Consider the following 23,596-nt stretch of genomic DNA (forward strand, 5'->3'; position numbering starts at 1 on the left):
ATCATCCTGCTGATGGTCATGCCAATCCCGGCAATGCTGCTCGATGTGTTCTTCGTCATGAACATCGCGCTGTCGGTGTCGATCCTGATGGCGGCCATGAATGCACAGAAGCCGCTGGACTTTTCATCCTTCCCCTCGGTGCTGCTGTTCGCCACGCTTTTGCGGCTTGCCCTAAACGTGGCCTCGACGCGCATAGTCTTGCTCAATGGGCATGAGGGCGGAGCGGCCGCCGGCAAGGTGATCGAAGCCTTCGGCGCCTTCCTTATCGGCGGCAATTTCGCGGTCGGTATTTTCGTCTTCCTGATCCTGATGATCATCAATCTGATGGTCGTGACGAAGGGCGCCGGGCGCGTATCCGAGGTTTCTGCCCGCTTCACGCTCGACGCCCTGCCCGGCAAGCAGATGGCGATCGATGCCGATCTCGCCGCTGGGCTGTTAACGGCCGACGAGGCCAAGGCGCGGCGCCGCGAGATTGCCACGGAAGCCGATTTCTACGGGTCGATGGACGGTGCCAGCAAATTCGTGAAAGGCGATGCCGTCGCTGCCCTGCTGATCCTGCTGATCAATGTGATCGCGGGTCTGGTACTCGGCGTCTCGACCCACGACCTTTCCGCGGGTGAAGCGGCCGAATTCTACGTTACGCTCGCAGTCGGCGATGCGCTTGTCGCCTCGGTGCCTGCGCTGCTGTTGTCGATAGCGGCCGCCGTCATCGTCACCCGCGTATCCGATGCGCGCGACCTGACCGGCCAAATCGGCGGCCAGCTCGCCGATCCCAAGATCTGGTTGCCGGTCGCCTGCATCCTGTTCGTGATCGGCTGTATTCCGGCGATGCCACAATCGATCATCCTGCCGCTGTCCGCTGGCGCGTTCTGGCTGTGGTTCAACCTGCGCAAGCGGCAGGAAGCGGCCGCCAATATTCCCGAACCCGTCGTCACGCCCGATCCGGCGCATATCGCGATCGACGAGGTTTCCGACCAGACGCTGGTGACGATCCAGCTCGGCTACGGCCTGATCCATCTGACCGACGAGAAACGCGGCGCGACGCTGGTTGCCCGGCTCACCGGTCTGCGCAAGCAGATGTGCCAGACCTTCGGCTTCATCGTTCCCCAGTTCCGCATCGAGGACAGCTTCGAGGTGGAACCCGACGCCTATCGCATCACGCTGGGCGGTGCGACGATCGGGGGCGGAAAAATCAAGCCGGATCACCTGCTGGCGATCGACACCGGCGAAGTCATGCACTCGCAGGCCGTCCCCGGCGAAGCGACGGTCGATCCGAGCTTCGGCTGCCCGGCGCTGTGGATCGATCCGGGCACCCGGGACCTGGCAGTGGCCGAGGGTTACCTCGCGGTCGATCCGGAAAGCGTCATTGCCACGCAGATCCACCAATTGCTGGCAGCGCGGGCTCAGGACCTGCTCGGCCCCGACCAGGTCCGCGACCTGCTCGACCATCTGCGTGCGCGCCACGGCCAGCTGATCGAATCCTTCACCCCGCAGCCGCTGACGCTTGCCGCCGTGACCCGCCTGCTCAAGGCGCTGCTCGCCGACGGCATCTCGCTGCGCCATTCGCTGCGTGTCTTTTCGAGCATCTCGCTCGCCGCGCAGCAAACCGCCGAGCATGATCGCCTGATCGACATCGTCCGCGCCGACCTTGGCGCGATGATCGTGGGCGAAGCCTGCCCGCCCGACGCAAAACTGCCGGTAATCACCTTGGCGGCAGGGCTGGAGGACATGGTTGTCGGCGGTCTGCAAGACCCTGCATCGGGCGAGATCGTGATCGAACCCGATCTGGCGCGATCCATTGGAGAGCGTATCGCGGCCATCGTCGCGCAGCGCGATCCGGCAGCGACACGCCCCGCCCTCATCGTCCAGCCGCGCGCACGGCGTGCGCTGACAGCTCTGCTGCGGCTGCGCGCCCCGCAGTGCCTCGTGCTGTCGATCAACGAACTACCCGCCGCCCAACCGATCGAGGTCATCGCGGTGGTGGGCGACGAATCTTCCGAACAATCTGCACAACTCGGCCATGAAACGGAGGCCCTTGCGGCATGAGATACGATCACTCCCATTTCAATGCGCAGCGCGCCTATACGAGCGAAATCAACCAGCGCATCGGCAATTTCCTTCCCATGGTGCGCAAGCTGGCATGGTATTACGAAGCCAGTTGCGGGGCCTCGGTCGATGTCGACGATCTGCTTCAAGCCGGGATGATCGCGCTGACGGAATGCGCGCAGCGGCACGACCGGCCGGGGGAAGACGGCTTTGCCGCATATGCGAAGATGCGCGTGCGTGGGGCCATGATCGACCTGTTGCGGTCGCAATCGCCACATGCCCGTGGAGCCGCGGCCCAGCGCCGCCGCATGGATAACACGATGGACCGGCTGCGCGGCGAACTGGGGCGCGATCCCTCCGCGCAGGACATGGCCCGGGCCATGCAAATGTCCCTCGAGGAATACCACGAAATGCGTGCACAACTGGCCACACGGGTCGTCGACCTGGAAGACTGCTACTCGGATTCCAATCCCGCGTTCGGAACCGAAGAACCCGATGCCGAAACGAGATTGCTCGAACAAGGCGATCGCGCCATGCTGGCCGAGGCCATTGCCAGCCTTCCCGAACGGTTGCAGCTGATCACCAAGCTGCATTTCATCGAGGAACTCAATCTCACCGAGATTGCCGCAGTTCTCGATGTCAGCGTTCCACGGGTCCACCAGCTCAAATCGGCGGCCCTTGCGAAACTGCGTATTGCCATAGTCGAAAGCGAGGGCGATTAGGCCCCGAGCGCCCAGGCGAGGGGTTTCACGCGGAAAACCTCGCAGTGTACGCGTCGATACGGATGACATTCATCGTGTATACTGTGTAATCGCACCATAACGTGTGCCACGGCTCGCGTGCTTCGTGAGGACCGACCAGATGTCCCTTTGGGAAACCAAAATACTGACTTTCGTCGATTCTTGCTCTGCAGGAAGTTTCGAGACTTCCGATGATGCAATCTGGGCACTGGCCGCCATTCTCGACGAGGCTCCGCCGGAAGTCGCACCTATCGTTTCGCAAAGGGCCGACAACGACCGCCTGACCGAGTTGCTGGATGTCGATGCCCAGATCAACGCGGCCATCGAGCTGGTCGGGCCGACATGCGGTATTCTGCTTACCTCGTCGCCGATCGGTTCTTCGTCGGGACTGGTCAAGATTATCGACGAGGTCGAAGAGGGAAATTTCTTCGCTTCGGACCCCGCAATAGCTCTGTTGGGCGCTTATGGCCGGGCGCTGGTCGCCATTCTCGCCACGGTCAGGATCACAGGGGGGACGGCCCTATAGCGCCGCTTCCACGGCGACACGCACGGCCCCGATGCGGCTTTCCACCTCGAGTTTGGCGATCACGTTGCGTAGATGGATCTCGATGGCGCGTGGGCTGATCGACAATTGCCCCCGGTCGAACGCGCATTTCCAATAATCAAGCGGTCCGCGCTGCCCGGAACGCACTGGCAATTTCCCGCATGTCGGCCCGCAATTGCGCGATTTTATCCAGATCGACATTGCGAACGGAATCGAGCAGCAGGCCCTTGGCCGCGCCATAAAACTGCATCAGGCTGGACGCCATTTCCGCCTCGCGGTCGATGCCGATCTCAAGGGCGGTCAAGGCGGTCACGCATCGCGTCAGCGATCGGCTGCGCGCAGCACGGTCGCCGCGCGCTTCGGCGATTTCCAAGACACCGAGGTTTTCGACCAGATCGTCCAAACAGAACAGCACGAGGTCGTCGCGTTCGCTCACCATCAAGCGCGCGTCGAAATTGCTTTGCCGATAGGCTTCGCCGGGTTGCGCACGCGCCAGCATATCAGTCTCCCTGCGAATTCCAGATGTCGATCTGGGACTGGAGGAAGGACAGAGTCGATTTGGAAGCGGCAACCTGGCTATCGGCCTTGGCGAAGCGGGCAACCATGCGCGCCCGCAGATCTTCCTGCTGGTCGGCGAGCTTCTCTAGGTCGCGCGTGATCTGGAGCGATTGCTTCTTGTAGCGGGCTATCGACCCCGCGAGCGAACCCGGATCGCTCGATATACTGTTCGAGCGAGCCATGCGATCGATCGTCGAGTAAATCCCGTTGAGCCCCGTCGTAAACATGGCCGCGACAGCCGACGGATCGCGGTTCATGACCTCCGTCAGCTTCTTATTGTCGAGGCGGAAGCTGCCATCGGGTTCGATTGCGAGCCCGAGTTCGGCCAGCGTTCGCGGCGCCCCTTCGGGTGCATCCGGCATGATGACCACGGAACCCAGGCCCGAAAGCGTACGGCTGAGAGCCCGCGCCCCGCTGTCTCTGGCAAGATCGCCGGTTTTCGGATCGGTCGCCGTGCGCAGTTCGTTGACGATCTCGTTCAGCGCCCCGGTGATGTCCTGCATAACGCTCGAAATCGCACTGGACGGATTGGCGAAGGTGATCGTCGCAGGCGATCCCGCATTCGTGGCCGTGAGCGTCAGCGAAAGGCCTGGCGCGAGATTGTCTATCTTGTTCGTCTCGCTGGTACGGGCAAGACCATCGAGCGTGAATGCCGCATCGGCCGAGGTTTTGATAAGGCGTGACGGATCGCCACCGGGTTGCCACGCGAGCGCGGCGAGACCCGGATCACCGGCATCTTCGGTTGCTTCGATCGTAAAACCGTTCTGCAGGCCCTCGCTCCCCTTGATGACGAGCTGAGCCCCGGTGCCGGTCTGCGCGACATAGGCATTGAACCCCGCATTCTTCCCGTTGATCGCGGCAGCGACATCGTTGAGCGTCGCCCCGGCAGCGACATCGATCGTCAACGGGGTCTTGCCGGTATCCTCGGTGAAACTCGCATTGGAGGTTTCGCCGAAGCGGATCGTCAGGGTTCCCGTACCGACCGTATCTTCGGCACTGGCATAAGTCGGCCCGGCCAGTGTCTGGTAGCTGGCCAACTGAGTAACTTCGAGCGAGTAACTTCCCTTGCCGATCGAACCGAGAGGGCTGGAGACGGCAGCCACTGCCGCATTGCTGATCGAAGGCAATGGCGCAAGATCGCCGCTGCGCAGGCGATCGCCCAATGCACTGGCGAATGTCGAAAAGCTGCTACGGATCGACCCCGCCAGCGAAATCCGACGCTCGAGCGTTTCCGACTGGTTGGTCAGGCGCTGATTGCGGCCCTCGAACTGGGCTTCGGCGAGCTGTGTGGCCAGCCCCGCCATATCGATGCCGCTGCCGATCCCGAGGGTCGTGGCGATGGAGGTGGTCGAAATACTCATCGCTATGATAACGACTGAAGAAGGCCGGAATTAACAGCCAGTCGGCCTTCGGCGTCGAAACGCAGAGCTGCGGGGACTTCGATGTCGGGCAGCAGCGGGGTCTCGCCACGCTTGAGCGAAAATACGTAGGCAAGCACAGAAGCCACTGCGCCATAGAGGTCCTCGCAGATTACCTGCCGCTCGCGCGTGGTGTAATAGACCGAACGGGCAAGCTGCGGAATTTCAAGCGTCGGCAGGTCGAGCTCGCGGGCCAGATCCTTCATTGCCAGAGCCTTGTCGCCGCGGCCCTTTGCCAGCACGATCGGTGCGGAAGCCTTGGCCGGATCGTAGGTCATCGCCACCGCGAAATGAGTCGGGTTGGTGATGACGAACTGGGCTTCGCGCATGGCGCCCGCAACCGAACCGGTGGCAATATCGCGCTGGCGCTGACGGCGGGCGGCACGCATTTCGGGCGAGCCCTCGGTTTCCTTGTTTTCGTCGCGCATTTCCTGATGGCTCATCTTCAGGCGCTTTTGCTGGCGCAGCCACTGGATCGGGAGATCGACGAAAGCGATCACTACCAGTCCCGCGCTCAGGGCGAAGATCAGCGAAACGATGGCATGCCAGGCCGCCGTGAGCTGAGCGGACAGGTTGCCGCGGCCCAGACCGATGACCGTTTCCATGCTGGTCCACCACCAGGCAGCCGCAATACCGCCGAGCAAAATGATCTTTAGGATGCCCTTGCCCATTTCGATCAGTCCCTGCGGACCGAACATGCGTTTGAAACCCTGAAGTGGATTGATCCGCTGGCCCTTGGCCTTGAGGTTGTCGGCGACCCATCTGCCACGACCGAAACCGAGCTGGGTTATCAACGTGACGATGATAACCGGCACTGCGAGAGTGAGGATCGCCGGGACGCCGAGCAACAGCCCTTGCATGAACAGGTCTTCGACCCCGAAATCGCGAATGTCGCGCGCATCGAACAGGAACGCCTCGCGCGTTAGCCGTGCCAGGCCATCGAGCAGCCATGGTCCGCCAAGCGCCAGCCAGGCGCCCCCGAACAGCATGACCGCTGCCGTCCCGGCATCTTTCGAGCGGAGGACATCGCCCTTCTTCGCGGCATCGGCGAGCCGCTTCTCTGTCGGGGCAAAGGTTTTTTCGCCGGCGGTCTCTTCGCTCATCGGACCAACACGCTTTCGGTCTGGTCAAGCGCCTCGCTGACGAGGCCCGTGAACTGGTCGAAGATCAGCGGTGCGGAAATTATCAGCGCGGCCATGCCCGCCAGCACGCCGGCCGGAAGGCCCAGCGCGAAAAGATTGAGCGACGGGGCCGAGCGACTCAAAATACCGGTCAGCACCTGCACCAGCAGCAAAATCAAAGTGACCGGCAGGGCAATCCGCAAAGCGGTTTCGAACATGAAGCTGGCAAACCCGGCGATAGCCGCGAAACGCTCCGCGCCGAGCCAGGTCTGCCCCGGCGGAAAGGCGTTGTAGCTTTCTATCACCAGCGCGATCCAGTGCAGGTGCGCGCCGGTCGCCAGGAAAATCAGCGTCAGTACGATCACGAAATACTGGCCGAAGGATGTGGTGGTGCCGCCACCCATGGCGTCTTGGGAAACCGCCATGCTCATTCCCATTCCGCCCCCGATCAGTTCGGCGGCTACGGTCGGGGCAGCAAAGGCCAATTGCAGGACGAAGCCCAGCGCAAGCCCGACGATCACTTCGCCTGCGATGGCGAGCATCCCCTCCAACGACAGCAAGGCCGGGGGCGTGGCGATGGCGGGCATCCAGATCGAGACGAAGATCGCAAGTGCGCCGGTAATCGACACACGCACCGATGCTGGAACCGAACTCGCCCCGAAGAAGGGCGCGGCAAGCAGCGCGGCGCCAAGACGGGTCATCAGGAAAACGACCCGCCACATATCCTGCTCAAGCGCACCAAGTCCGAGATCGAGCCCATTCACTGTGCAGGTCTCAGTCGCCGATCCGCGCGATTTCGGCAAAGATATCGTGCGTGAAATCGCCCACCAGCGCCATCATCGATGCGCCGAGGATGACCAGCACGAGAGCCACTGCGCCCAGTTTCGGGACGAAGGTGAGTGTCTGCTCGTTGACCGAGGTGGCGGCCTGCACGAGACCGATGACCAGACCGATGGCAAGGCTGGCCAGGAGGATCGGCGCGGCGACAAGGGCGGCGATCCACAACATGCGGTCGGCCATGGAAAGGAGGATGGCGCTTTCGTCCATGATATCTATCCGAAGCTGGAGGCGAGCGAGCCCATCAGCAGCGCCCAGCCGTCGACGAGGACGAAGAGCAGCAGCTTGAAAGGCAGGGAGACTATCATCGGGCTCATCATCATCATGCCCAGGCTCATCAGAACGCTGGAGACGACGAGGTCGATGACCAGGAAGGGCAGGAACAGCATGAAGCCGATCTGGAAGGCGGTTTTCAGTTCGCTGGTAACGAAAGCGGGCAACAGGATCGAGAACGGCACGTCCTGCGGGCTGGCGAACTGGCCTGCCCCCGCAATATCGGAAAACATTTCGAGATCGTATTCGCGGGTCTGGCGGATCATGAAGGTGTGAAACTGATCTCCGGCGCGTTCGATCGCGACTTCGGCGCCGATCTCGCCCGACGAATAAGGGGCAATGGCCGCTTCGTTCACGCGTTCCAGCGTGGGTGCCATGATGAACAGCGAAAGGAACAGGCTGATTCCGATCAGCACCTGGTTGGGCGGCGATTGCTGCAGGCCAAGCGCCTGGCGCAGGATGGCCAGAACCACGATAATGCGCGTAAAACTGGTCATCATAAGCAGGAGCGCTGGCAGGATCGTCAGAAGACCCATCACCAGCAGCAACTGAAGCGACAGGCTCAGCGGTTCGCCTCCGGCCCCGGCCATCTGGCCGAAGGCACGGTCGAGCGCGCCCGAAATCGCCGCTTCGCCGGTCTGTGCGCGCGCCAGCGCGGGATAGGCAAGTGCCGCGATCCCGGCGGCGAATTTGGCAAGGCGAGCGATCACTGGACGATGTCCTGCGCTTGCGGCCGCGCCGGAGCCTCCGCCAGCCGCGTGAGGCCGTTGCGCGAGGTCGACACGAGGATTTCGCGTCCGTGGAATTCGATCACGGCGAGCCGCAGTGTCGGCGATAGCATGGTGGTTTCGACAACGCGCACAGCCTTGCTGCCATTCTCCGGGCCGCCAAACTGACCTTGCATCTTCTTGGCCAGCTTGAGGCTGCCCCAGATCATCGCGCCGATAAGCGGGAGCAGAATCAACAGCTTGAGAATGTACCAGAACATTACTGGGCCACCTCGATACGCGGCATTTCGGATGCGGTGCCGCTGGCGCCGACGATTTCCAAGACGCGAATGGCAAAGCGGTTACCCTGCGCAATCACTTCGCCGCGCGCGATCAGTTTGCCATTGACGAACATGTCGAGCGGTTCGTCGGTCAGGCGGTCGAGTTCGATGACGCTCGATTCGCCCAGCGCCAGCACGTCGCGCAGGCGCATCGATTTGCGTCCAAGCTCCACGGTGAGGCGGACATCGATATCCTGAATGAGGCCGAAGCCATCTGCATGCGAGGCCATGTGTTCTACTCCGAGAGAAAGGATTGGGTAAGTTCGAGGGCGACACGGTCGTCGAGTTCACCGACGCATCCCTGTGCGATTGTAAGGTTTCCGGTCAGCAGCGGGACGTTGCGATTGACGGCAACCGGGATAACGGCGCCGGGTTCGAGACTGGCCAGCCGGGCAACCGACATCGGGACATCGACCAGCACCGCGCGCAGCGGAAGATCGACATCGGCGATGGCCGAACCGTCGATCCCGCGCGCGCCGATCGTGCGCCCGGTGGCGGGAGAAACGGCGCGAGTACCGACGATCTCGGCGATCATCGACTGGCAGGCCGCGAGACGAACCTTCCATACCTGCGCGCTTTTCGCGGAGGAGATGGCCAGCGTCGCGGTCCAGATCCGTTTGTCGGCGGCGAAAGGTGCAACCTGCTCCACTTCGTCGCCATTCGTCGTTGCCGCGATGGCACGGCGATCGGTGGCGCGGCGCAGGACTTCCGTCATGCGATCTTCGAACTGCTGCGCAAACCGTTTCGACGAAGCTGGGAGCGCGGTACAGGTTTCGTCGATTTCGCCCGTACCGCCCAGAATGCGTTCGAACTGCGCGATAAGCTCGCCGATGCGGACCGAAACCAGCAGCCCACGGTATTCCTTGCCCAGAGCGAAGAAACTGTGGCGGTGCGCGGTACCGATCTTTGCGTACCACTCGCCCACGGGGAGCAATTCCGTTTCGACCAGCTCCGCCGAAAGCCCCCTGTCGTCGCATAGCACTGCGAGCTCGGTGCTGGCCTGTTCGGTAAAGCTACGGGCAAAGCGCGCGAATTCCAGGTCGAGATCGGGCGGTGTCGCGGCCTTGCTCAGAAGCTCTTCGCAGTGGCACGCGGCCCGCGCCGCCGCTTCGGGGATGGGGCCGGTGATCATTGGACGATGAACGACCGGAAATAGACGCTGTCGACGCCGCCGAAACCTTCGCGCTCCTCCAGCACCTCGTTCAGCGCCTTGGTCAGGCGTTGCTGCAGTTCCTCCTTGCCCTTGATGCTGGCAAGGTCCTCTTCGCTGGTCGCCGCGAGTTCGGCCAGAATACGCGAGCGCAGCGCCGTCTCGTGCTCGGCGAGCCACATCAGCACGCGGCCGTCATAGTGAGTCGATGCGGCGATGCTTACCTGAACCAGGGCATTTCCGTTGGCGAGGTTCGAGGTGAACTCCTCGGTGAAATTGTAATAGGCGGTCCGATATTCACCGCCGCCCGCGCCGTGAACGACCGGTGCCTTGTCCTTCGCCTCTCCGCCGCCGGCAAAGGGATAGGGGTCTTCATCGCCCTTTCGCACCAGCTTGGGATTGTTGTCCTCTTCCTGCGCCCCGTGCGCGCCCAACATTCCACTGGCGAAGGCGGCATAGGTACCCCCGCCACCTGCCGCGAGGAGCAGGACCGAGAAAAGCACCGGCTTGAGCTTGCCCCCCTTCTTCTTTGGCGGGGTTTCCGGCGGAACGTTTTCAGTCGACATGGTGGTTTCCTGGTTGAATTGGAACTGGATGTTCAGACGTACAGCGCGTCGTCGGAAGGTGTCTGCGAGGAGGGCTGATGGGGGCTCGGGCCACGTTCGCCATGGCGACCGCGCTGGTCCGAATGTGCCGATCGCTGGTCGTCGGCATTGCTCTGGCCCGGCCCCGAACCGGTGTGGCCTGCCGAGCCACCCCGATCCGATCCGGTTGCCGCCGACTGGTTCTGAATCGTATTTGCCTGTGTGGCCGGGTCCTGCTGGCGGTGTGTCGTGCGATCGTTCGCAAGCGCGGCGGCCAGGGCACGCTGCGCCTCGCTGCTCTCTGCCGCGATTTCGACATTCATGCCGTTGGCCGATTGGTCGAAGGTCACCGTCAGCGCGCCGAACTCACGATGCGCCACGGCGATGGCGGCAGGTTTCGCGAGATCCACTTGGCGGGCAGCCATAATGTGTTCGACCACGCGTTCGACATCGGCGAACGGGTCGCTGACGACCGGGCGCGGGGCGACTGTCATCGGGCGCAGCGCGGCTGAAGGATCCTCGACCGGCGAAACGAGTGTCTGCGGCATGGCTTTCGCGGTATCGACGGTTAGGCTTGCCCGCGATGCGAGGACAGGCTTGTCGGCTGACGTCTTGTCGTCCTGTGCGTTGCGCGCGATATCCATGCTGCCCGTCTCAACCTCTTTGGTACGCGCGGGCTGATCCATTGGCGCTGCGGGACGCATGACGGGGGTGCTGGGCTGCGCTTGGATGGTTTGCGGATCGCGCAGCTTCGAAGCGAGGTCAGGGCCGCCCGGCAGGACAGGCTTGGCAGCCGGTTTTGCTGCGCTTGGCGGCAAAGCACCAACTGCTGCACCGTCACGCACGCTCGCCAGCGGGTTTGCCGAGGTTTTCGAGCGCGTGCCTCCGTCTGCTGACGGAGCTGTAGCGGCGCCAGCAGTCGGAAGATCGATACGGGCGATTCCGCTTTGCAGCGAAGGGCTCATGGCCGCGCCACCCACCTCGCGCGGAGTTGTGGCTGCCGCGATGCTGACGGTAAGCCCCTTGGTCCGGGCTTCGCCTGTCGGCACCGCTTCGGTAGCAGCATCGCCCGGCCCGCGCGCGGTCGGTCCCGTCTGTTCCTGCTCAGCGCGCCCCATGCCAGCAGAAGTGAAGAGCCTCGAAACAGTAGGTTCGGCGGTATGGGCAATCGCCGATTTCACCGTACCGGTGACGGCGGCTTCGGCGAGCGGCACCGGTCCGGTGGCAAGCATGGGAGGGGCCAAGGGAAGCATGGGCACCGGAGCGCCTTGAGGCGCATCAACGCCCTCGTCTTCCGGGTCTCCCGGCGTGGTCTGCGGCAAGTCCTGCAACCCGACCGGCAAACTCTTGCCGGTCGGCAAATTGCCGGTTTGCCGCACCCCCAGATCGACTTCCGCCTTACGCCCGACGATTTTGCCCAGGGGGACCATCATTTCGAGATCGTTCACCAAATCGGCAAAGCCGTCACCCCCTGCGGAACCTACGTTTTTCCGCCCTCTACCGCCTTCCAGTCCGGGGGTCGGCGTTTGAGCGTCGGAAGCATTCGGCAGGGCAAAGGAGAGGGTCATTGAGTGTCCGCTTTTGATTTACGGACTCTCTATCAAGAAGCGTGCCAAACTTTGCGTGGATCAGCCTTTCTCAAGGCCGGCAATGATCGTGCGCACCAGATCCCTGGTGCTTTCCTTGGCCTTGCGCAGGCGCATGTCGGACTGGGCCAGCACTTCGCGCCTGGCCTGCGATTGCGCTTCCGCTTCTTCGGCCTGCTTCGCGCTCAATTCGGTGAGCTTTTGCAACTGGTCGCGCATCGCCTTCCCGCTGCGCAAGTCGGCGCCAACCAGATCGCCTTCCCGATGGGCGTAATGCGCTGCCAGGCTGCGGGTGCGTTCGGCCACACCGAGCAATCGGGCCCGGGTGGCTTCGGCTTCACTCGCGGCGACCGCGGATTGCATGCGCTCGACGGTACGGATCCGCTGGATCAGGTGCGCACGTTTGAGTTTGCGACGTTCAGGCGTCACTGCCGACAAGCTCGGTCATCTGCGCGAACGCTGTGGCCAGATCGACGCTCTCGCTGAATCCTTGCGAGAGAAACTGGCACATTCGCGGGTGCAGGGCGATCGCCTCATCAAGCAGCGGATCGGCACCCTGCCGGTATGCCCCCATCATGACGAGGTCGCGATTGGCCTCATAGGTCGAACTCAATGCCCGAAACCGGCGCGCGGCGACCGCGTGTTCGGCAGAAACGATATCGTTCATCACGCGGCTGAGGGACGCGCCCACATCGACCGCCGGATATTGACCTCGTTGCGCAATCTCGCGCGAGAGCACGATGTGGCCGTCGAGAATGGCGCGGGCAGTATCCACCACGGGGTCGTTCTGGTCGTCGCCATCGGCCAGCACGGTATAGACCCCCGTGATCGCGCCGCCGGATTCCTCGGAATTGCCTGCCCGTTCGATCAGTTTGGTGATCGTCGCGAGGGCGGAGGGTGGATAGCCCCGTGCTGCGCCCGGTTCCCCCAGAAGAATGCCGATCTCGCGCGCGGCATGGGCCACGCGGGTGAGGCTGTCGAGGATCAGCAGCACGCGCTTGCCTTGCGACCGCAGATGCTCGGCAATCGAAGTTGCCAGCATCGCGCCGCGCAAGCGCAGATTGGCCGCGTGGTCGGCAGGCACGGCAACGATCGCGGTGCTTGCCGCACGTTCTCCCGCCATATGGCGCGTCACGAAATCGGAGACTTCTCGGGCGCGTTCGCCGATCAGACCGACGACAATCGCATCCGCCTGCGCGCCGTCCACAATCATGTCCATCAGTACCGATTTACCGACGCCCGATCCCGCCATGATTCCGATGCGCTGGCCAATGCCGAACGTCGTCAGGGCATTGAGCGAGCGAATGCCGCTGTCGAACACTTGTGTCACGCGCGAGCGGTCGAGCGCCCCCACACGATAGCCGCCGGCAGGCCAGTTGGTGGTTGCCATGATCGGGCCGCCACCATCGATCGGTTCGCCCGATCCATCGACCGCACGCCCGAGATATTCCGTCCCGACGCTGAGCATCCCGGGTCGCCCCTCGGGGCGGACGACGGCGCCCGGTCGCAGCAGCACAGTATCGCCCAGCATCATCATCATCGTATGGCCGTTACGAAAGCCGATGGTCTCTGCACGGTGTTCGGTCGAGGCGCCCTGGGCGATGGTGCAAATCGATCCGATCGGCACGCCGAGCCCGGATACTTCGATCAAGCCACCATCGCACGCCACCACCCGGCCGAACCGGCGCGGAGCCAGATCGAGCGATGCCGTTTCAACGGCAGCGAACGTGGTATCGATCAGGGCTTGCATGTATCGAAGATTTCCGCGAGCGCGCGCCGCCATTGTTGCGGACCATCCTCCACCCCGCCGTCGTCTGTCTCGACACGCAGACCGCCGCGTTCGACGCTACCGTCGGGCACGAGTTCGAGATCCTGCGACAGATTATCGCGGACAAGCTCCAGATCGTCGGGATGAATATGGATGATGCGCTGGTCCTGCTTGCGTTGGAGCATGGCGGCAGCCGCTTCCACACGCCGGGCAAGCCCTTCCGCGTCGAGCGCGAGCGGCAGGACGGCTTCTTCGCATAGCGCCTGGACAGTGGCGAGCATCCGGTCTCGCAACGCGCGGGCACTGTCGGCATCGAAACGGGCAAAGGCGAGTTCGATGGCCGATCTCTCCGCCCGTTCCGCCTTCAACTGGGCCTCGAAATCGGCGCGTGCGGACACCTGCCCGTCCTCATAGCCGGCGCGATAAGCCTTTTCAGCCGCATCCTCGGCCTCGACCGGCGCCGGCAGATCTTCGACCGTCGGCGTCGTATAGCGACCATTGCGCGCGAAGCTCCCGCGCTTGCCGAGCGCGGCATAGGCAATTCTAGACATAGTCTTCGTCACCCTCGCCCATCACCAACTCTCCTTCGGCAATCAGGCGTTTCGCAATGGCCACGATTTCCTTCTGCGCCGTCTCGACATCGGCCTTCTTGACGCGACCGCCCATTTCGATTTCGTCGCGAAGACCATCGGCTGCGCGCGATGACATCGCACCATAGAACTGATCGCGTTGCTCTTCTTCCAGGCCTTTCAGCGCCAGGATCAGCGTGTCGCTTTCGACCTCGCGAAGAAGCACACCGGTCATCTTCGTATCGAGCGCGAACAGATGCTCGAACTTGAACATCTCGTTTTCGAGTTCCTTGGCGAGCTTCTTGTCGATCTTGCCGATCTTCGGCAGGACCCGCTTTTCGAGGCTGCGGTGGGACCGGTTGATGATTTCCGCCGCATGTCGAATGCCGCCCATGGTGAGCGGGATCGTTCCGTGGAGCTTCTCGATCTTGGAATTCAGCGTTTGCTCGAGAATCTCGATTGCCTGACGCGATACCGGCCCCAGGCGAGCCACCCGATGCAGCACGGACGTATGCATATCCTCGGGCAGCGCGGCCAAGGCGGCTGCAGCGACATCGGTATCGAGTTGCAGCAACAGTACCGCGATCGCCTGCGGATGTTCGTCGGCGAGGATTTCCCCTATGATCTTGGGGTCCAGCCACCGCAGAAGCCCCAGTGCGGGCAGACTTTCTTCCTCCGCCTCTGGGGCGACTTGGCGCATGAGATTGTCGGTTTTCACCTCGCCCACGGCGTCGTTGAGCAGTCGGCGGACATTGTCGACTCGTCCATGGCCGGAAATGCCTCCGCTCTCGGTCGAGCGCGAAAAGCCCGCAATGGCATCCGCGATCGCCTGAGGTTCCACCTCGCCTATGGCGCACATCGTACCGGCAAGCTGACGCAATTCGTCGGGGGTGAGCTGGCCAAGGATTTTCGATGCGTCCTCTTCGGCGAGCAGCATGACCATAATGGCAGCCTTGTCGGTGCCGCCCAAGAGCTGGGGTGTCGGCGCGGTCATGCCGAAGCTCCCTGGCGCATATCTTCGGCCAGCAATCGACGCAGCGCCAACACGGCATCATCCGGATTTTCGCGGGCAATGCGCTGGGCAAGCTCGATCTGCCCATCGAGCGCTTGCCGATCGAAGGATGTATCCGTGCCCCTTGCCGCCGCGTCCGACACCGGGACGAGGTCCCGCCCTTGCGCGTCATCCTTCGCAGGGCGCCGCAAGGCGTTGATCGCGGGGCGTACGGCGAGCAGCAGCACGAGCAGGACCGCGAGAATGGCGACGCCGTTACGGACGGCCATGCCGAACCAACTCGTCTCGTAGAACGGAATTTCTTCGGCTTCGGCTTTCTCGAATGCGCGCATGACGACGGTCACCCTGTCGCCGCGGTCTTCGCGCGCGCCCACCGCCGCCGAAACCAGTTCCTTCACTTTGTTTATGTCGGCCGCGCTCGCCTTTTCGAGAGCTGCCTGGTCGATGGCCACCGCCACCGAAAGGTATTTGATCGAACCGGGCGACAGGTTGGAGACCGAAACCTCGCGGCCGAGTTCGTAAACCCTCGTCGCGCTGCTTTCGCCCACGCCGCCCGCAGCGGTCGCCTGCGTATCCTCTGGCGCTCCGTCTCGCGCTTCCCCATCGGCTGGCGGCGTATTGGCAAGCACGCCGGGAATACCGCCTGCCTGCGTTGCCCCATTCTGCGATTGCTGGGTCGTTTCGCGGCGAACCGTGCCGTCCTTGTCGTAACTCTCGCGCGCCGATGTGACCTCGTTCATATCGAGCTCGACCTGGACCTGCGAGGAAAAGGCATGGCTGCCGAACATCGGCGCAAGCAACCGATCGAGCTGCGCGTTGAGCTTGGCCTCCATCTGGGCCTGCAAATCGATCCGACCACTATTGGAATCGCGCGCCTGGCTGAGCAGTTTGCCATGTTGATCGACGACTTTCACGGCATCGATCGCAAGGCCAGGGACCGAACCCGCCACAAGGTTGGCGATCGCGGTGACCTGTCCATCGGAAAGCTGGCGACCACGGGCCATACGGACCATTATCGACGCGGAAGGAGCAACATCTTCACGCACAAAGACGGATCGTTCGGCCTTGGCGATATGGACCCGGACCGCTTCCACGCCGTCGATCTCCATGATCGTCAGTGTGAGTTCGCGTTCCTGCGCGGCGCGCAGCCGGTCCCCTTCGAGCGTGCGGCTGGCACCCATCGGCAGGTTTTCGATCAGTTCCGTACCGCTTTCCGGTGCGGCGAGCGAACCATCCGACGCGACGAGCATCCGCGCACGATAGACATCGTCCTCTCCGACGGTCAGCGCTCCGGTATTGTTGTCGATCGTATAGTCGATCCCCGCTTGATCCAGTGTCGCCACCACGCTCGCGCGTTCGGCATCGCCGAGCGAGGAGTAGAGCATACGCTGCGGTGCGGGGGACAATGTCGCCCAGGTCAGCGCCATCAGGCCGAGCCCGGCCGTTCCGGCAAACCAGGGCAGCACCTTCTTGGCCGCCGGCTGAGCGCTAAAAGCACGCAGACGTTCGCCGAACGAACCCGTCCCGTTTGTGAGTGGCGAGAGCATTCCGCCGCCGGAGTTATCGGCAGGAACCAGACCGTTCATGGATTAAATCCCCATCCGCATGGTTTCCTGATACGCAGCAAGCAGCTTGTTGCGCACCTGGAGGGTTGCTTCGAAGGCGACCCCGGCTTCCTGCCGGGCAAGCATTACCTTTGCGATATCGGTTTCCTCGCCGCGTTCGTATGCGGCGGTCATCCGGCCGGATTCGGCCTGGACTGCATTGACGTTATCCAGCGCGGTGCGCAGCGAATCGCCGAAACTGGGGGTCGGCGACGCTGCTTCGGTCGGGGCCTCTGTCTTGGGCTGGTGAACGTCCTGCAGGACTTTCGACCGCTCGATGATCTGCTGACGCAAGGCGATGATCTGTTCGATCGAACCGCCTCCGCCCACTGCGCCTACCGGGTTCATCGGCCTGCTCCCACTGCGATACCGGCTTCACGGAAGGAGGCCAGGCGGTAGCGCAGCGTGCGTTCGCTGATCCCCAGCGCCCGCGCCGCATTGGCGCGGTGTCCACCAACCTTGTCGAGCGCTTCCATAATCGCCCGGGCTTCGGATATCTGAACGATCTTCGAAAGCTTGGCCGGCTCCCCGGTTTCGGCAACCGGTTCGGGTTGCGCGGGCTTTTCAACTGCCTTGGCGGTCATATCGAAGACGATGTGCTCGAGTTCGATAACGTCCTTGCCCTGCGAAAGCAGCAAGGCGCGGCGCATGACATTTTCCAGTTCGCGTACATTGCCGGGCCAGGCATAATGGGTCAGCGCGGCGATGGCGGCATCGCTGATCCACGGCATGCGTTCACCCTTGGCGACGTGACGCAGCATCATGGCGAAGGCGAGCGGCGCGATATCGGCGCGGCGCTCGCGCAGCGGCAGCATATCGATGGGAAAGACGTTCAGGCGATAATAAAGGTCGGCCCGGAACCGTCCCTCCTCGACTTCGTGCGGGAGGTCGCGGTTCGCGCAGGCGATGATGCGCACGTCGACCTTGACCGGCCTTGTGGCGCCGATCGGAACCACCTCGCCCTCCTGCAGGGCGCGCAAGAGTTTCGCCTGGAGCGAAAGCGGCATTTCCGCGATCTCGTCGAGAAGCAGCGTACCGCCATCTGCGGCGCGGAAAAAACCCTCACCCGCTGCGTTGGCGCCGGTGAACGATCCCTTTTCATGGCCGAACAGCATGGCTTCGAGCATGGTTTCCGGGATCGCCGCGCAATTAACCGCGATGAACGGCTTGTCTGCACGCTGGCTACGGCGATGGATGAAGTTTGAGAGAACTTCCTTGCCCGTGCCGGTAGGGCCGTTGATCAGCACGGGAATTTCCGTGCGGGCGAGACGGTCGGCCAGAGCAATGACGGATAGAGAAGCGGGGTCCGCTGCCACGGGTCCCTGACCGGCATAGGTCATCGCCACCAGCGCCGCGATGCTGCTTTCGGCAATCGGATCGTGATAGGTCAGCGTGCCCCCGGCACCTGCAAGCACGATGGAGGGCTTGTCGCCCCGCGCCAGCGTGATGCTGCGCGCATCGCGGCTGGAGGACAGATCGCTCTCGTCTGCAAACGTCACTGGTCGTTCCATGAACAGCGACGACGCGATTCCCGCCATCCGGGCCTCGATCGTCCCGTGTGCCCGCGAAAAATTCGTTGTCTTCGTAATCCCGTCCATCAGTGCCCCCACATGGCAATCCTTATCGACGAACCGGGAAATGGCAGGCCCACGGCCAAAATTTGGATAATTTTAGGGCTGGTAGATTTACGAGTATGGTTAATGGATTCCTGCCGCTTCGTTGATCTCCCACTTAATCTCGGAAGAATTATGCCGGTCTGGTTTCGACTGCCGCATCCTGACCGGGGGGCAGTGACCGTAGACCAAAGGGAACAATGCCATGAACGTCATCAACACCAATATCGGCGCGCTGAAGGCGTCGAACGCTTCGAACGCCGCCGGCAAGGCGCTCGGCACTGCCATGGAACGCCTGTCGACCGGCAAGCGGATCAACTCGGCCAAGGACGACGCAGCCGGCCTCGCCATCGCCACCTCGATGACCTCGCAGGTGCGTGGTATGAATCAGGGTATCCGCAATGCCAATGACGGTATTGCCATGGCGCAGACCGCCGAAGGCGCCCTGGGCGAAGTCACCAACATGATGCAGCGCGTCCGCGAATTGGCCGTCCAGTCGACCAGCGGGACTTATTCCGCGACAGACAAATCGAACCTGCAGGCAGAAGTCACGCAGCTTTCGGCTCAGATCACCTCGACGCTGTCCAACACGACCTTCAATGGCGTTAACCTGTTCGATGGTACCGCGGGCACCGCTGGCGCAGTCAGCATCCAGGCCGGCGCGAATGCATCCGACGCCATCACGCTCACCTTCGGCAACGTTGCCGGCGATGCAAACGTGACCGCCGTCACCGGGGTCGACTTGACCACCGCCGACAACACCGTCCTCGCGACGATCGACACCGGCATTCAGACGATCTCGACCGCCCGCGCCAACCTGGGTGCCGGCCAGAGCCGCCTGGAATCGGCAGTCAACAACCTCGCCAGCAAGGCGACCAACCTGTCCGACGCACGCTCGCGGATCGAAGATACCGATTACTCGGCGGAAACGACTGCGCTCGCCAAATCGCAGATCCTCAGCCAGGCTTCGAGCGCCATGCTTGCTCAGGCCAATCAGAGCCAGCAGAACGTCCTCTCGTTGCTCCGCTAAACCTCCTAAAACCCAGCAACGGGAAGATGGCCCGCCGCTCGAAAGAGGGGCGGGCCTTTACGTTTGAGCAGGATACGCCGGGTCCTTTTCACGCCCCTCCCCCACCCCGACCGTAATTCTACCTAGCAGGAAAGACAGTCAATCTTGCCGATCGCAGGCGCAAGACAGTTGCAGGAACCCGATATGTTCACAGCCGCATACGACACTCCGGAAGCTCATCCCAGTTGCGCCCGCGCGGAACCGCGAACGAATATGTTCGTCATGGCCGCGCTCGTTACCGCCACCTCGCGCGAATCGGTTAAGGTTCGCAATATGTCGGCAGGCGGCGCGCTGGTGGAAGGAGCCGGGCTGCCCGCCGCGGGAACACCCTGCCTCCTCCATCGGGGCGACATTTCGCTCGAGGCGAGCGTTGTATGGGCTCGTCCTGGCCGCGCCGGGTTGCGGTTCTTGCACGGCGCTGATGTCGGGCAATGGCTGCCTTCCGGGCGCCGCACGCAATCCGAAGTCGACATCGCGGTAAAGATGACCAAGGCGGAGCTCGTCTCGGCGCCGGAAGCGAAGATCCCAGCCCCGCTCTTTTCCAGCGAGCTGCGCCGCGAGGACGTTCTCCACACGGCGGGAGCGATGGAGGCATTGTCCGATGCGCTGGCAGAGGATCCGGCTGTGGTCGCACGCTTTCTGACGAAGCTTCAAACGCTGGACATCGCGGCCCAGACCTTACGCAAGCTCGCCGATCAGTTGCGTTAGGTTTCCGTTTTGCGGTTTGTTGTTGGTGTGTGTTGATTTGTGTTTGGTTGCGGGGGTTGGATTTGAACCAACGACCTTCAGGTTATGAGCCTGACGAGCTACCGGACTGCTCCACCCCGCGGTACCTATTCGACTGCCTCAAGCGCCTGCGCCGACATTTGTCGGCTTGGCTATCCTCGCTCATGCGACCTGAAGGTCGCGTCGCTGCGGACGGCCGGTTGGCCTTGCGAAGCCCATTGGGCTTCGATGGCATTTCGCCTCTGGACGCATGCGCCGGAGGCGACAAAGCCGCCGCTCGGGGTATCCCGGCAGCGGCTTTTGAGACATGTGAATGGGTTTATACGGTGCCCATCGAAGTGGTACTTCGACGGGGCCCGACCTTGACCGCCTGCTGTAATGCCTGGCGACGACCTACTCTTCCAGTGCTTGAGCACTAGTACCATCGGCGCTGTCCGGTTTCACGGCCGAGTTCGAGATGGGATCGGGTGGGTCACGGACGCTATAGCCACCAAGCAATAGAGCGGGCGGTCAGGGTTTAAATCGATGCTGTTGAGCCTTCGAGGGCTTATCCGGCTGGAGTTTCCTCCTTATCGCGGACAGCTATCAGGGCTGTCGTTGATGGTGGGATCCTACAAGCGCGAAAAGAACTATTAGGACCGGTTAGCTCCACGCATTACTGCGCTTCCACACCCGGCCTATCAACGTCATGGTCTATGACGGTTCGAAGATTGCTTATCTCAAGGGAGGCTTCCCGCTTAGATGCTTTCAGCGGTTATCCCGTCCGTGCATAGCTACCCTGCGGCACCCTTGGCAGGATGACAGGTACACCAGAGGCACGTTCACCCCGGTCCTCTCGTACTAGGGGCAACTCCTTTCAACAATCGACGCCCACGGCAGATAGGGACCAAACTGTCTCGCGACGTTCTGAACCCAGCTCACGTACCACTTTAATTGGCGAACAGCCAAACCCTTGGGACCTGCTCCAGCCCCAGGATGTGATGAGCCGACATCGAGGTGCCAAACGATTCCGTCGATATGAGCTCTTGGGAATCATCAGCCTGTTATCCCGGCGTACCTTTTATCCGTTGAGCGATGGCCCTTCCACGAGGGACCACCGGATCACTATGACCGACTTTCGTCTCTGCTCGACTCGTCAGTCTCGCAGTCAGGCAGGCTTATGCCATTGCACTCTTGCAGACGGTTTCCAACCGTCCTGAGCCTACCATCGCGCGCCTCCGTTACTCTTTAGGAGGCGACCGCCCCAGTCAAACTACCCGCCACAGAGGGTCCCAACACCGGCTAACGGTGCCTGGTTAGACATCAGAAAATCACAGGGTGGTATTTCACAGGTTGGCTCCCCTCGGACTGGCGCCCGAGTTTCAAAGCCTCCCACCTATTCTACACAGTAATTTCCTAATGCCACTCTGAAGCTGCAGTAAAGGTGCACGGGGTCTTTCCGTCTAACCGCGGGTACTCCGCATCTTCACGGAGAATTCAATTTCGCTGAGCATATCCTGGAGACAGTGGGGAAGTCGTTACGCCATTCGTGCAGGTCGGAACTTACCCGACAAGGAATTTCGCTACCTTAGGACCGTTATAGTTACGGCCGCCGTTTACTCGGGCTTCAATTCGGAGCTTGCACTCCTCCTCTTAACCTTCGAGCACCGGGCAGGCGTCACACCCTATACGTCGTCTTGAAGCCGACTTAGCAGAGTGCTGTGTTTTTGCTAAACAGTCGCTACCCCTGGCCTGTGCCCCCACAAAGACTTGCGTCGATATGGGCCTCCTTCTTCCGAAGGTACGGAGGCAATTTGCCGAGTTCCTTCAGGATACTTCTCTCAAGCGCCTTGGTATACTCTACCTGACCACCTGTGTCGGTTTCGGGTACGGTCTATAGTGAAGAGGCTATTTCCTGGAACCGCTTGGCTGCCCACCCAATCCAATAAGGGTGAACAACGTCCACGATCCGTCACACATCTTCAGGCCCACGAATATTTACGTGGTTCCCATCGACTACCCCCTTCGGGCTCGTCTTAGGGCCGGCTAACCCTGCTCCGATTAGCGTTGAGCAGGAACCCTTGGTCTTTCGGCGACAGGGCATCTCACCCTGTTTGTCGCTACTCATGTCAGCATTCGCACTTCCGATACGTCCAGCGTCGGTTACCCTTCGCCTTCACTCGCTTACGGAACGCTCCGCTACCGCTCAGAATAAATTCTGAACCCTAAGCTTCGGTGCATATCTTTAGCCCCGTTACATCTTCGCCGCAGGAACCCTTATTTAGACCAGTGAGCTGTTACGCTTTCTTTAAAGGATGGCTGCTTCTAAGCCAACCTCCTGGTTGTTTTGGGATTCCCACATGCTTTCCCACTTAGATATGACTTGGGGACCTTAGCTGTAGGTTAGGGCTGTTTCCCTTTTGACGACGGACCTTAGCACCCGCCGTCTGTCTGCCGGATAAGACTCGATGGTATTCGGAGTTTGGTTAGGTTTGGTACCGCTCGCGCAGCCCTAGCCCATCCAGTGCTCTACCCCCATCGGCATACATCCGACGCTCTACCTCAATAGATTTCGCGGAGAACCAGCTATTTCCCGGCTTGATTGGCCTTTCACCCCTAAACACAGCTCATCCGAGAATTTTTCAACATTCACCGGTTCGGTCCTCCAGTGCGTGTTACCGCACCTTCAACCTGGCCATGCCTAGATCGCCGGGGTTCGGGTCTAATCCATCATACTCAGTCGCCCTGTTCAGACTCGCTTTCGCTGCGCCTACACCTAACGGCTTAAGCTTGCATGGTAGATTAAGTCACTGACCCATTATGCAAGAGGTACGCTGTCACCCCTATGGGGCTCCAACTGCTTGTAAGCATCCGGTTTCAGGTACTGTTTCACTCCCCTAATCGGGGTGCTTTTCACCTTTCCCTCACGGTACTGTGTTCGCTATCGGTCATGTGCGAGTATTTAGGCTTGGAGGGTGGTCCCCCCATGTTCAGACAGGATTTCACGTGTCCCGCCCTACTCGAGTCCTTCATCATCACTTTCGCATACGGGGCTGTCACCCGCTATGGCCACTCTTTCCAAAGTGTTTTGCTAGTTGAAATGAAGGCACTGGCCTGGTCCCGGTTCGCTCGCCACTACTACGGGAATCTCTGTTGATGTCTTTTCCTCCGGGTACTGAGATGTTTCAGTTCCCCGGGTTCGCTTCACCAAACCTATGTATTCAGTCTGGTGATACCCTATCCACCTCTTTCCGACTGTCCGAAAACAATCGAAAGGAAATGGTGAGGGTGGGTTTCCCCATTCGGAAATCGCCGGATCAAAGATTGCTCACATCTCCCCGACGCTTATCG

The 23,596-nt window shown here is 61.7% G+C and carries 24 protein-coding genes, 1 tRNA gene and 2 rRNA genes (1 of these 27 cut by a window edge); 5 read left to right on the top strand and 22 right to left on the bottom strand.

Annotation, left to right across the window (positions count from 1 at the left end):
* Positions 1 to 12: 12 nt before the first annotated feature.
* From DVR09_RS13675 to DVR09_RS13685, 3 genes are all read left to right on the top strand, one after another.
* Positions 13 to 2,046, top strand: a complete 2,034-nt coding sequence (locus tag DVR09_RS13675; protein ID WP_234041623.1) for a flagellar biosynthesis protein FlhA — start codon at positions 13 to 15, stop codon at positions 2,044 to 2,046.
* Positions 2,043 to 2,768: a sigma-70 family RNA polymerase sigma factor gene (locus tag DVR09_RS13680; protein WP_115417497.1), complete on the top strand. Its 726-nt coding sequence runs from the start codon at positions 2,043 to 2,045 to the stop codon at positions 2,766 to 2,768. The genes DVR09_RS13675 and DVR09_RS13680 overlap by 4 nt, the downstream gene beginning before the upstream one ends.
* Before the next feature lie 139 nt (positions 2,769 to 2,907).
* The gene (locus DVR09_RS13685; RefSeq protein ID WP_115417499.1) at positions 2,908 to 3,312 is read left to right on the top strand and encodes a hypothetical protein; all 405 of its coding nucleotides are present in this window, start codon (positions 2,908 to 2,910) and stop codon (positions 3,310 to 3,312) included.
* Here DVR09_RS13685 and DVR09_RS17245 read toward each other — a convergent pair.
* The 19 genes from DVR09_RS17245 to DVR09_RS13780 are packed head-to-tail and all read right to left on the bottom strand — an operon-like array spanning position 3,307 to position 18,456.
* Positions 3,307 to 3,417 (bottom strand): LuxR C-terminal-related transcriptional regulator, encoded by a 111-nt coding sequence (locus tag DVR09_RS17245; protein ID WP_162814973.1) that lies wholly within the window; start codon positions 3,415 to 3,417, stop codon positions 3,307 to 3,309. The two genes, DVR09_RS13685 and DVR09_RS17245, sit on opposite strands and share 6 nt — an antisense overlap.
* Positions 3,418 to 3,448: 31 nt before the next feature.
* Entirely contained in the window at positions 3,449 to 3,829 is a 381-nt protein-coding gene (locus DVR09_RS13695; protein ID WP_115417503.1) for a flagellar protein FliS, read from the bottom strand.
* Position 3,830: 1 nt separating this feature from the next.
* The gene (gene fliD, locus DVR09_RS13700; RefSeq protein WP_174223757.1) at positions 3,831 to 5,249 is read right to left on the bottom strand and encodes a flagellar filament capping protein FliD; all 1,419 of its coding nucleotides are present in this window, start codon (positions 5,247 to 5,249) and stop codon (positions 3,831 to 3,833) included.
* A gap of 2 nt (positions 5,250 to 5,251) precedes the next feature.
* Positions 5,252 to 6,409 (bottom strand): EscU/YscU/HrcU family type III secretion system export apparatus switch protein, encoded by a 1,158-nt coding sequence (locus tag DVR09_RS13705; protein ID WP_115417506.1) that lies wholly within the window; start codon positions 6,407 to 6,409, stop codon positions 5,252 to 5,254.
* Positions 6,406 to 7,191, bottom strand: coding sequence for a flagellar biosynthetic protein FliR (gene fliR, locus DVR09_RS13710; protein WP_115417508.1), 786 nt, complete (start codon positions 7,189 to 7,191; stop codon positions 6,406 to 6,408). The genes DVR09_RS13705 and fliR overlap by 4 nt, the downstream gene beginning before the upstream one ends.
* A gap of 10 nt (positions 7,192 to 7,201) precedes the next feature.
* Positions 7,202 to 7,474 (bottom strand): flagellar biosynthetic protein FliQ, encoded by a 273-nt coding sequence (locus tag DVR09_RS13715; protein ID WP_115417510.1) that lies wholly within the window; start codon positions 7,472 to 7,474, stop codon positions 7,202 to 7,204.
* Positions 7,475 to 7,479: 5 nt separating this feature from the next.
* Positions 7,480 to 8,247 (bottom strand): flagellar type III secretion system pore protein FliP, encoded by a 768-nt coding sequence (fliP, locus tag DVR09_RS13720; protein ID WP_115417511.1) that lies wholly within the window; start codon positions 8,245 to 8,247, stop codon positions 7,480 to 7,482.
* Positions 8,244 to 8,525, bottom strand: a complete 282-nt coding sequence (locus tag DVR09_RS13725) for a flagellar biosynthetic protein FliO (protein ID WP_115417513.1) — start codon at positions 8,523 to 8,525, stop codon at positions 8,244 to 8,246. Before DVR09_RS13725 ends, fliP begins: the two co-directional genes overlap by 4 nt.
* Complete coding sequence (fliN, locus tag DVR09_RS13730; RefSeq protein WP_115417514.1) at positions 8,525 to 8,815, bottom strand: flagellar motor switch protein FliN; 291 nt, start codon at positions 8,813 to 8,815, stop codon at positions 8,525 to 8,527. Before fliN ends, DVR09_RS13725 begins: the two co-directional genes overlap by 1 nt.
* 5 nt (positions 8,816 to 8,820) lie before the next feature.
* Positions 8,821 to 9,717, bottom strand: a complete 897-nt coding sequence (locus DVR09_RS13735) for a FliM/FliN family flagellar motor C-terminal domain-containing protein (RefSeq protein ID WP_115417516.1) — start codon at positions 9,715 to 9,717, stop codon at positions 8,821 to 8,823.
* Positions 9,714 to 10,301 carry a flagellar basal body-associated FliL family protein gene (locus DVR09_RS13740; RefSeq protein WP_115417518.1) on the bottom strand — a complete coding sequence of 196 codons (588 nt, stop codon included), beginning with the start codon at positions 10,299 to 10,301 and terminating at the stop codon, positions 9,714 to 9,716. The genes DVR09_RS13735 and DVR09_RS13740 overlap by 4 nt, the downstream gene beginning before the upstream one ends.
* 32 nt (positions 10,302 to 10,333) lie before the next feature.
* Positions 10,334 to 11,887: a hypothetical protein gene (locus DVR09_RS13745; protein WP_162814974.1), complete on the bottom strand. Its 1,554-nt coding sequence runs from the start codon at positions 11,885 to 11,887 to the stop codon at positions 10,334 to 10,336.
* A 60-nt stretch (positions 11,888 to 11,947) separates the two neighbouring features.
* Positions 11,948 to 12,334 (bottom strand): hypothetical protein, encoded by a 387-nt coding sequence (locus tag DVR09_RS13750; RefSeq protein ID WP_115417522.1) that lies wholly within the window; start codon positions 12,332 to 12,334, stop codon positions 11,948 to 11,950.
* On the bottom strand, positions 12,324 to 13,655 hold the full coding sequence (locus tag DVR09_RS13755; protein WP_115417524.1) for a FliI/YscN family ATPase: 1,332 nt from the start codon (positions 13,653 to 13,655) through the stop codon (positions 12,324 to 12,326). Before DVR09_RS13755 ends, DVR09_RS13750 begins: the two co-directional genes overlap by 11 nt.
* Entirely contained in the window at positions 13,643 to 14,224 is a 582-nt protein-coding gene (locus tag DVR09_RS13760) for a FliH/SctL family protein (RefSeq protein ID WP_115417526.1), read from the bottom strand. Before DVR09_RS13760 ends, DVR09_RS13755 begins: the two co-directional genes overlap by 13 nt.
* Positions 14,217 to 15,236: a flagellar motor switch protein FliG gene (gene fliG, locus DVR09_RS13765; protein ID WP_115417527.1), complete on the bottom strand. Its 1,020-nt coding sequence runs from the start codon at positions 15,234 to 15,236 to the stop codon at positions 14,217 to 14,219. The genes DVR09_RS13760 and fliG overlap by 8 nt, the downstream gene beginning before the upstream one ends.
* Complete coding sequence (gene fliF, locus DVR09_RS13770) at positions 15,233 to 16,840, bottom strand: flagellar basal-body MS-ring/collar protein FliF (RefSeq protein ID WP_234041465.1); 1,608 nt, start codon at positions 16,838 to 16,840, stop codon at positions 15,233 to 15,235. Before fliF ends, fliG begins: the two co-directional genes overlap by 4 nt.
* A gap of 3 nt (positions 16,841 to 16,843) precedes the next feature.
* Positions 16,844 to 17,206: a flagellar hook-basal body complex protein FliE gene (fliE, locus tag DVR09_RS13775; RefSeq protein ID WP_115417529.1), complete on the bottom strand. Its 363-nt coding sequence runs from the start codon at positions 17,204 to 17,206 to the stop codon at positions 16,844 to 16,846.
* Positions 17,203 to 18,456: a sigma-54 interaction domain-containing protein gene (locus tag DVR09_RS13780; protein WP_115417531.1), complete on the bottom strand. Its 1,254-nt coding sequence runs from the start codon at positions 18,454 to 18,456 to the stop codon at positions 17,203 to 17,205. The genes fliE and DVR09_RS13780 overlap by 4 nt, the downstream gene beginning before the upstream one ends.
* 220 nt (positions 18,457 to 18,676) lie before the next feature.
* On the opposite strand from DVR09_RS13780, the gene DVR09_RS13785 reads away from it, so the two are divergent.
* Positions 18,677 to 19,501 (top strand): flagellin N-terminal helical domain-containing protein, encoded by an 825-nt coding sequence (locus tag DVR09_RS13785; protein ID WP_115417532.1) that lies wholly within the window; start codon positions 18,677 to 18,679, stop codon positions 19,499 to 19,501.
* 183 nt (positions 19,502 to 19,684) lie between these two features.
* Complete coding sequence (locus tag DVR09_RS13790) at positions 19,685 to 20,248, top strand: PilZ domain-containing protein (RefSeq protein WP_162814975.1); 564 nt, start codon at positions 19,685 to 19,687, stop codon at positions 20,246 to 20,248.
* A gap of 44 nt (positions 20,249 to 20,292) precedes the next feature.
* On the opposite strand, the gene DVR09_RS13795 is transcribed toward DVR09_RS13790, so the two are convergent.
* The 3 genes from DVR09_RS13795 to DVR09_RS13805 form a co-directional block, all read right to left on the bottom strand.
* Positions 20,293 to 20,369, bottom strand: a tRNA-Met gene (locus DVR09_RS13795).
* A gap of 277 nt (positions 20,370 to 20,646) precedes the next feature.
* A 5S ribosomal RNA gene (gene rrf, locus DVR09_RS13800) occupies positions 20,647 to 20,761 on the bottom strand.
* A gap of 117 nt (positions 20,762 to 20,878) precedes the next feature.
* A 23S ribosomal RNA gene (locus DVR09_RS13805) occupies positions 20,879 to 23,596 on the bottom strand (it continues 68 nt past the right edge of the window).

The sequence above is a fragment of the Erythrobacter aureus genome, from assembly GCF_003355455.1.
GTDB classification, from domain to species: Bacteria; Pseudomonadota; Alphaproteobacteria; order Sphingomonadales; family Sphingomonadaceae; genus Qipengyuania; species Qipengyuania aurea.

Bases quoted from the DNA above. Each gene is read 5' to 3' on its own strand.
- DVR09_RS13725 (WP_115417513.1), bottom strand. From the start codon at position 8,525: ATGTTCTGGTACATTCTCAAGCTGTTGATTCTGCTCCCGCTTATCGGC.
- DVR09_RS13675 (WP_234041623.1), top strand. From the start codon at position 13: ATGGTCATGCCAATCCCGGCAATGCTGCTCGATGTGTTCTTCGTCATG.
- DVR09_RS13785 (WP_115417532.1), top strand. From the start codon at position 18,677: ATGAACGTCATCAACACCAATATCGGCGCGCTGAAGGCGTCGAACGCT.
- DVR09_RS13715 (WP_115417510.1), bottom strand. From the start codon at position 7,474: ATGGACGAAAGCGCCATCCTCCTTTCCATGGCCGACCGCATGTTGTGG.
- DVR09_RS13685 (WP_115417499.1), top strand. From the start codon at position 2,908: ATGTCCCTTTGGGAAACCAAAATACTGACTTTCGTCGATTCTTGCTCT.
- DVR09_RS13695 (WP_115417503.1), bottom strand. From the start codon at position 3,829: ATGCTGGCGCGTGCGCAACCCGGCGAAGCCTATCGGCAAAGCAATTTC.
- DVR09_RS13740 (WP_115417518.1), bottom strand. From the start codon at position 10,301: ATGTCGACTGAAAACGTTCCGCCGGAAACCCCGCCAAAGAAGAAGGGG.
- DVR09_RS13680 (WP_115417497.1), top strand. From the start codon at position 2,043: ATGAGATACGATCACTCCCATTTCAATGCGCAGCGCGCCTATACGAGC.
- DVR09_RS13745 (WP_162814974.1), bottom strand. From the start codon at position 11,887: ATGACCCTCTCCTTTGCCCTGCCGAATGCTTCCGACGCTCAAACGCCG.
- fliD (WP_174223757.1), bottom strand. From the start codon at position 5,249: ATGAGTATTTCGACCACCTCCATCGCCACGACCCTCGGGATCGGCAGC.
- fliG (WP_115417527.1), bottom strand. From the start codon at position 15,236: ATGACCGCGCCGACACCCCAGCTCTTGGGCGGCACCGACAAGGCTGCC.
- DVR09_RS13755 (WP_115417524.1), bottom strand. From the start codon at position 13,655: ATGCAAGCCCTGATCGATACCACGTTCGCTGCCGTTGAAACGGCATCG.
- DVR09_RS13780 (WP_115417531.1), bottom strand. From the start codon at position 18,456: ATGGACGGGATTACGAAGACAACGAATTTTTCGCGGGCACACGGGACG.
- fliN (WP_115417514.1), bottom strand. From the start codon at position 8,815: ATGGCCTCGCATGCAGATGGCTTCGGCCTCATTCAGGATATCGATGTC.
- fliE (WP_115417529.1), bottom strand. From the start codon at position 17,206: ATGAACCCGGTAGGCGCAGTGGGCGGAGGCGGTTCGATCGAACAGATC.
- DVR09_RS13760 (WP_115417526.1), bottom strand. From the start codon at position 14,224: ATGTCTAGAATTGCCTATGCCGCGCTCGGCAAGCGCGGGAGCTTCGCG.
- DVR09_RS13705 (WP_115417506.1), bottom strand. From the start codon at position 6,409: ATGAGCGAAGAGACCGCCGGCGAAAAAACCTTTGCCCCGACAGAGAAG.
- fliF (WP_234041465.1), bottom strand. From the start codon at position 16,840: ATGAACGGTCTGGTTCCTGCCGATAACTCCGGCGGCGGAATGCTCTCG.
- DVR09_RS13790 (WP_162814975.1), top strand. From the start codon at position 19,685: ATGTTCACAGCCGCATACGACACTCCGGAAGCTCATCCCAGTTGCGCC.
- DVR09_RS13735 (WP_115417516.1), bottom strand. From the start codon at position 9,717: ATGATCACCGGCCCCATCCCCGAAGCGGCGGCGCGGGCCGCGTGCCAC.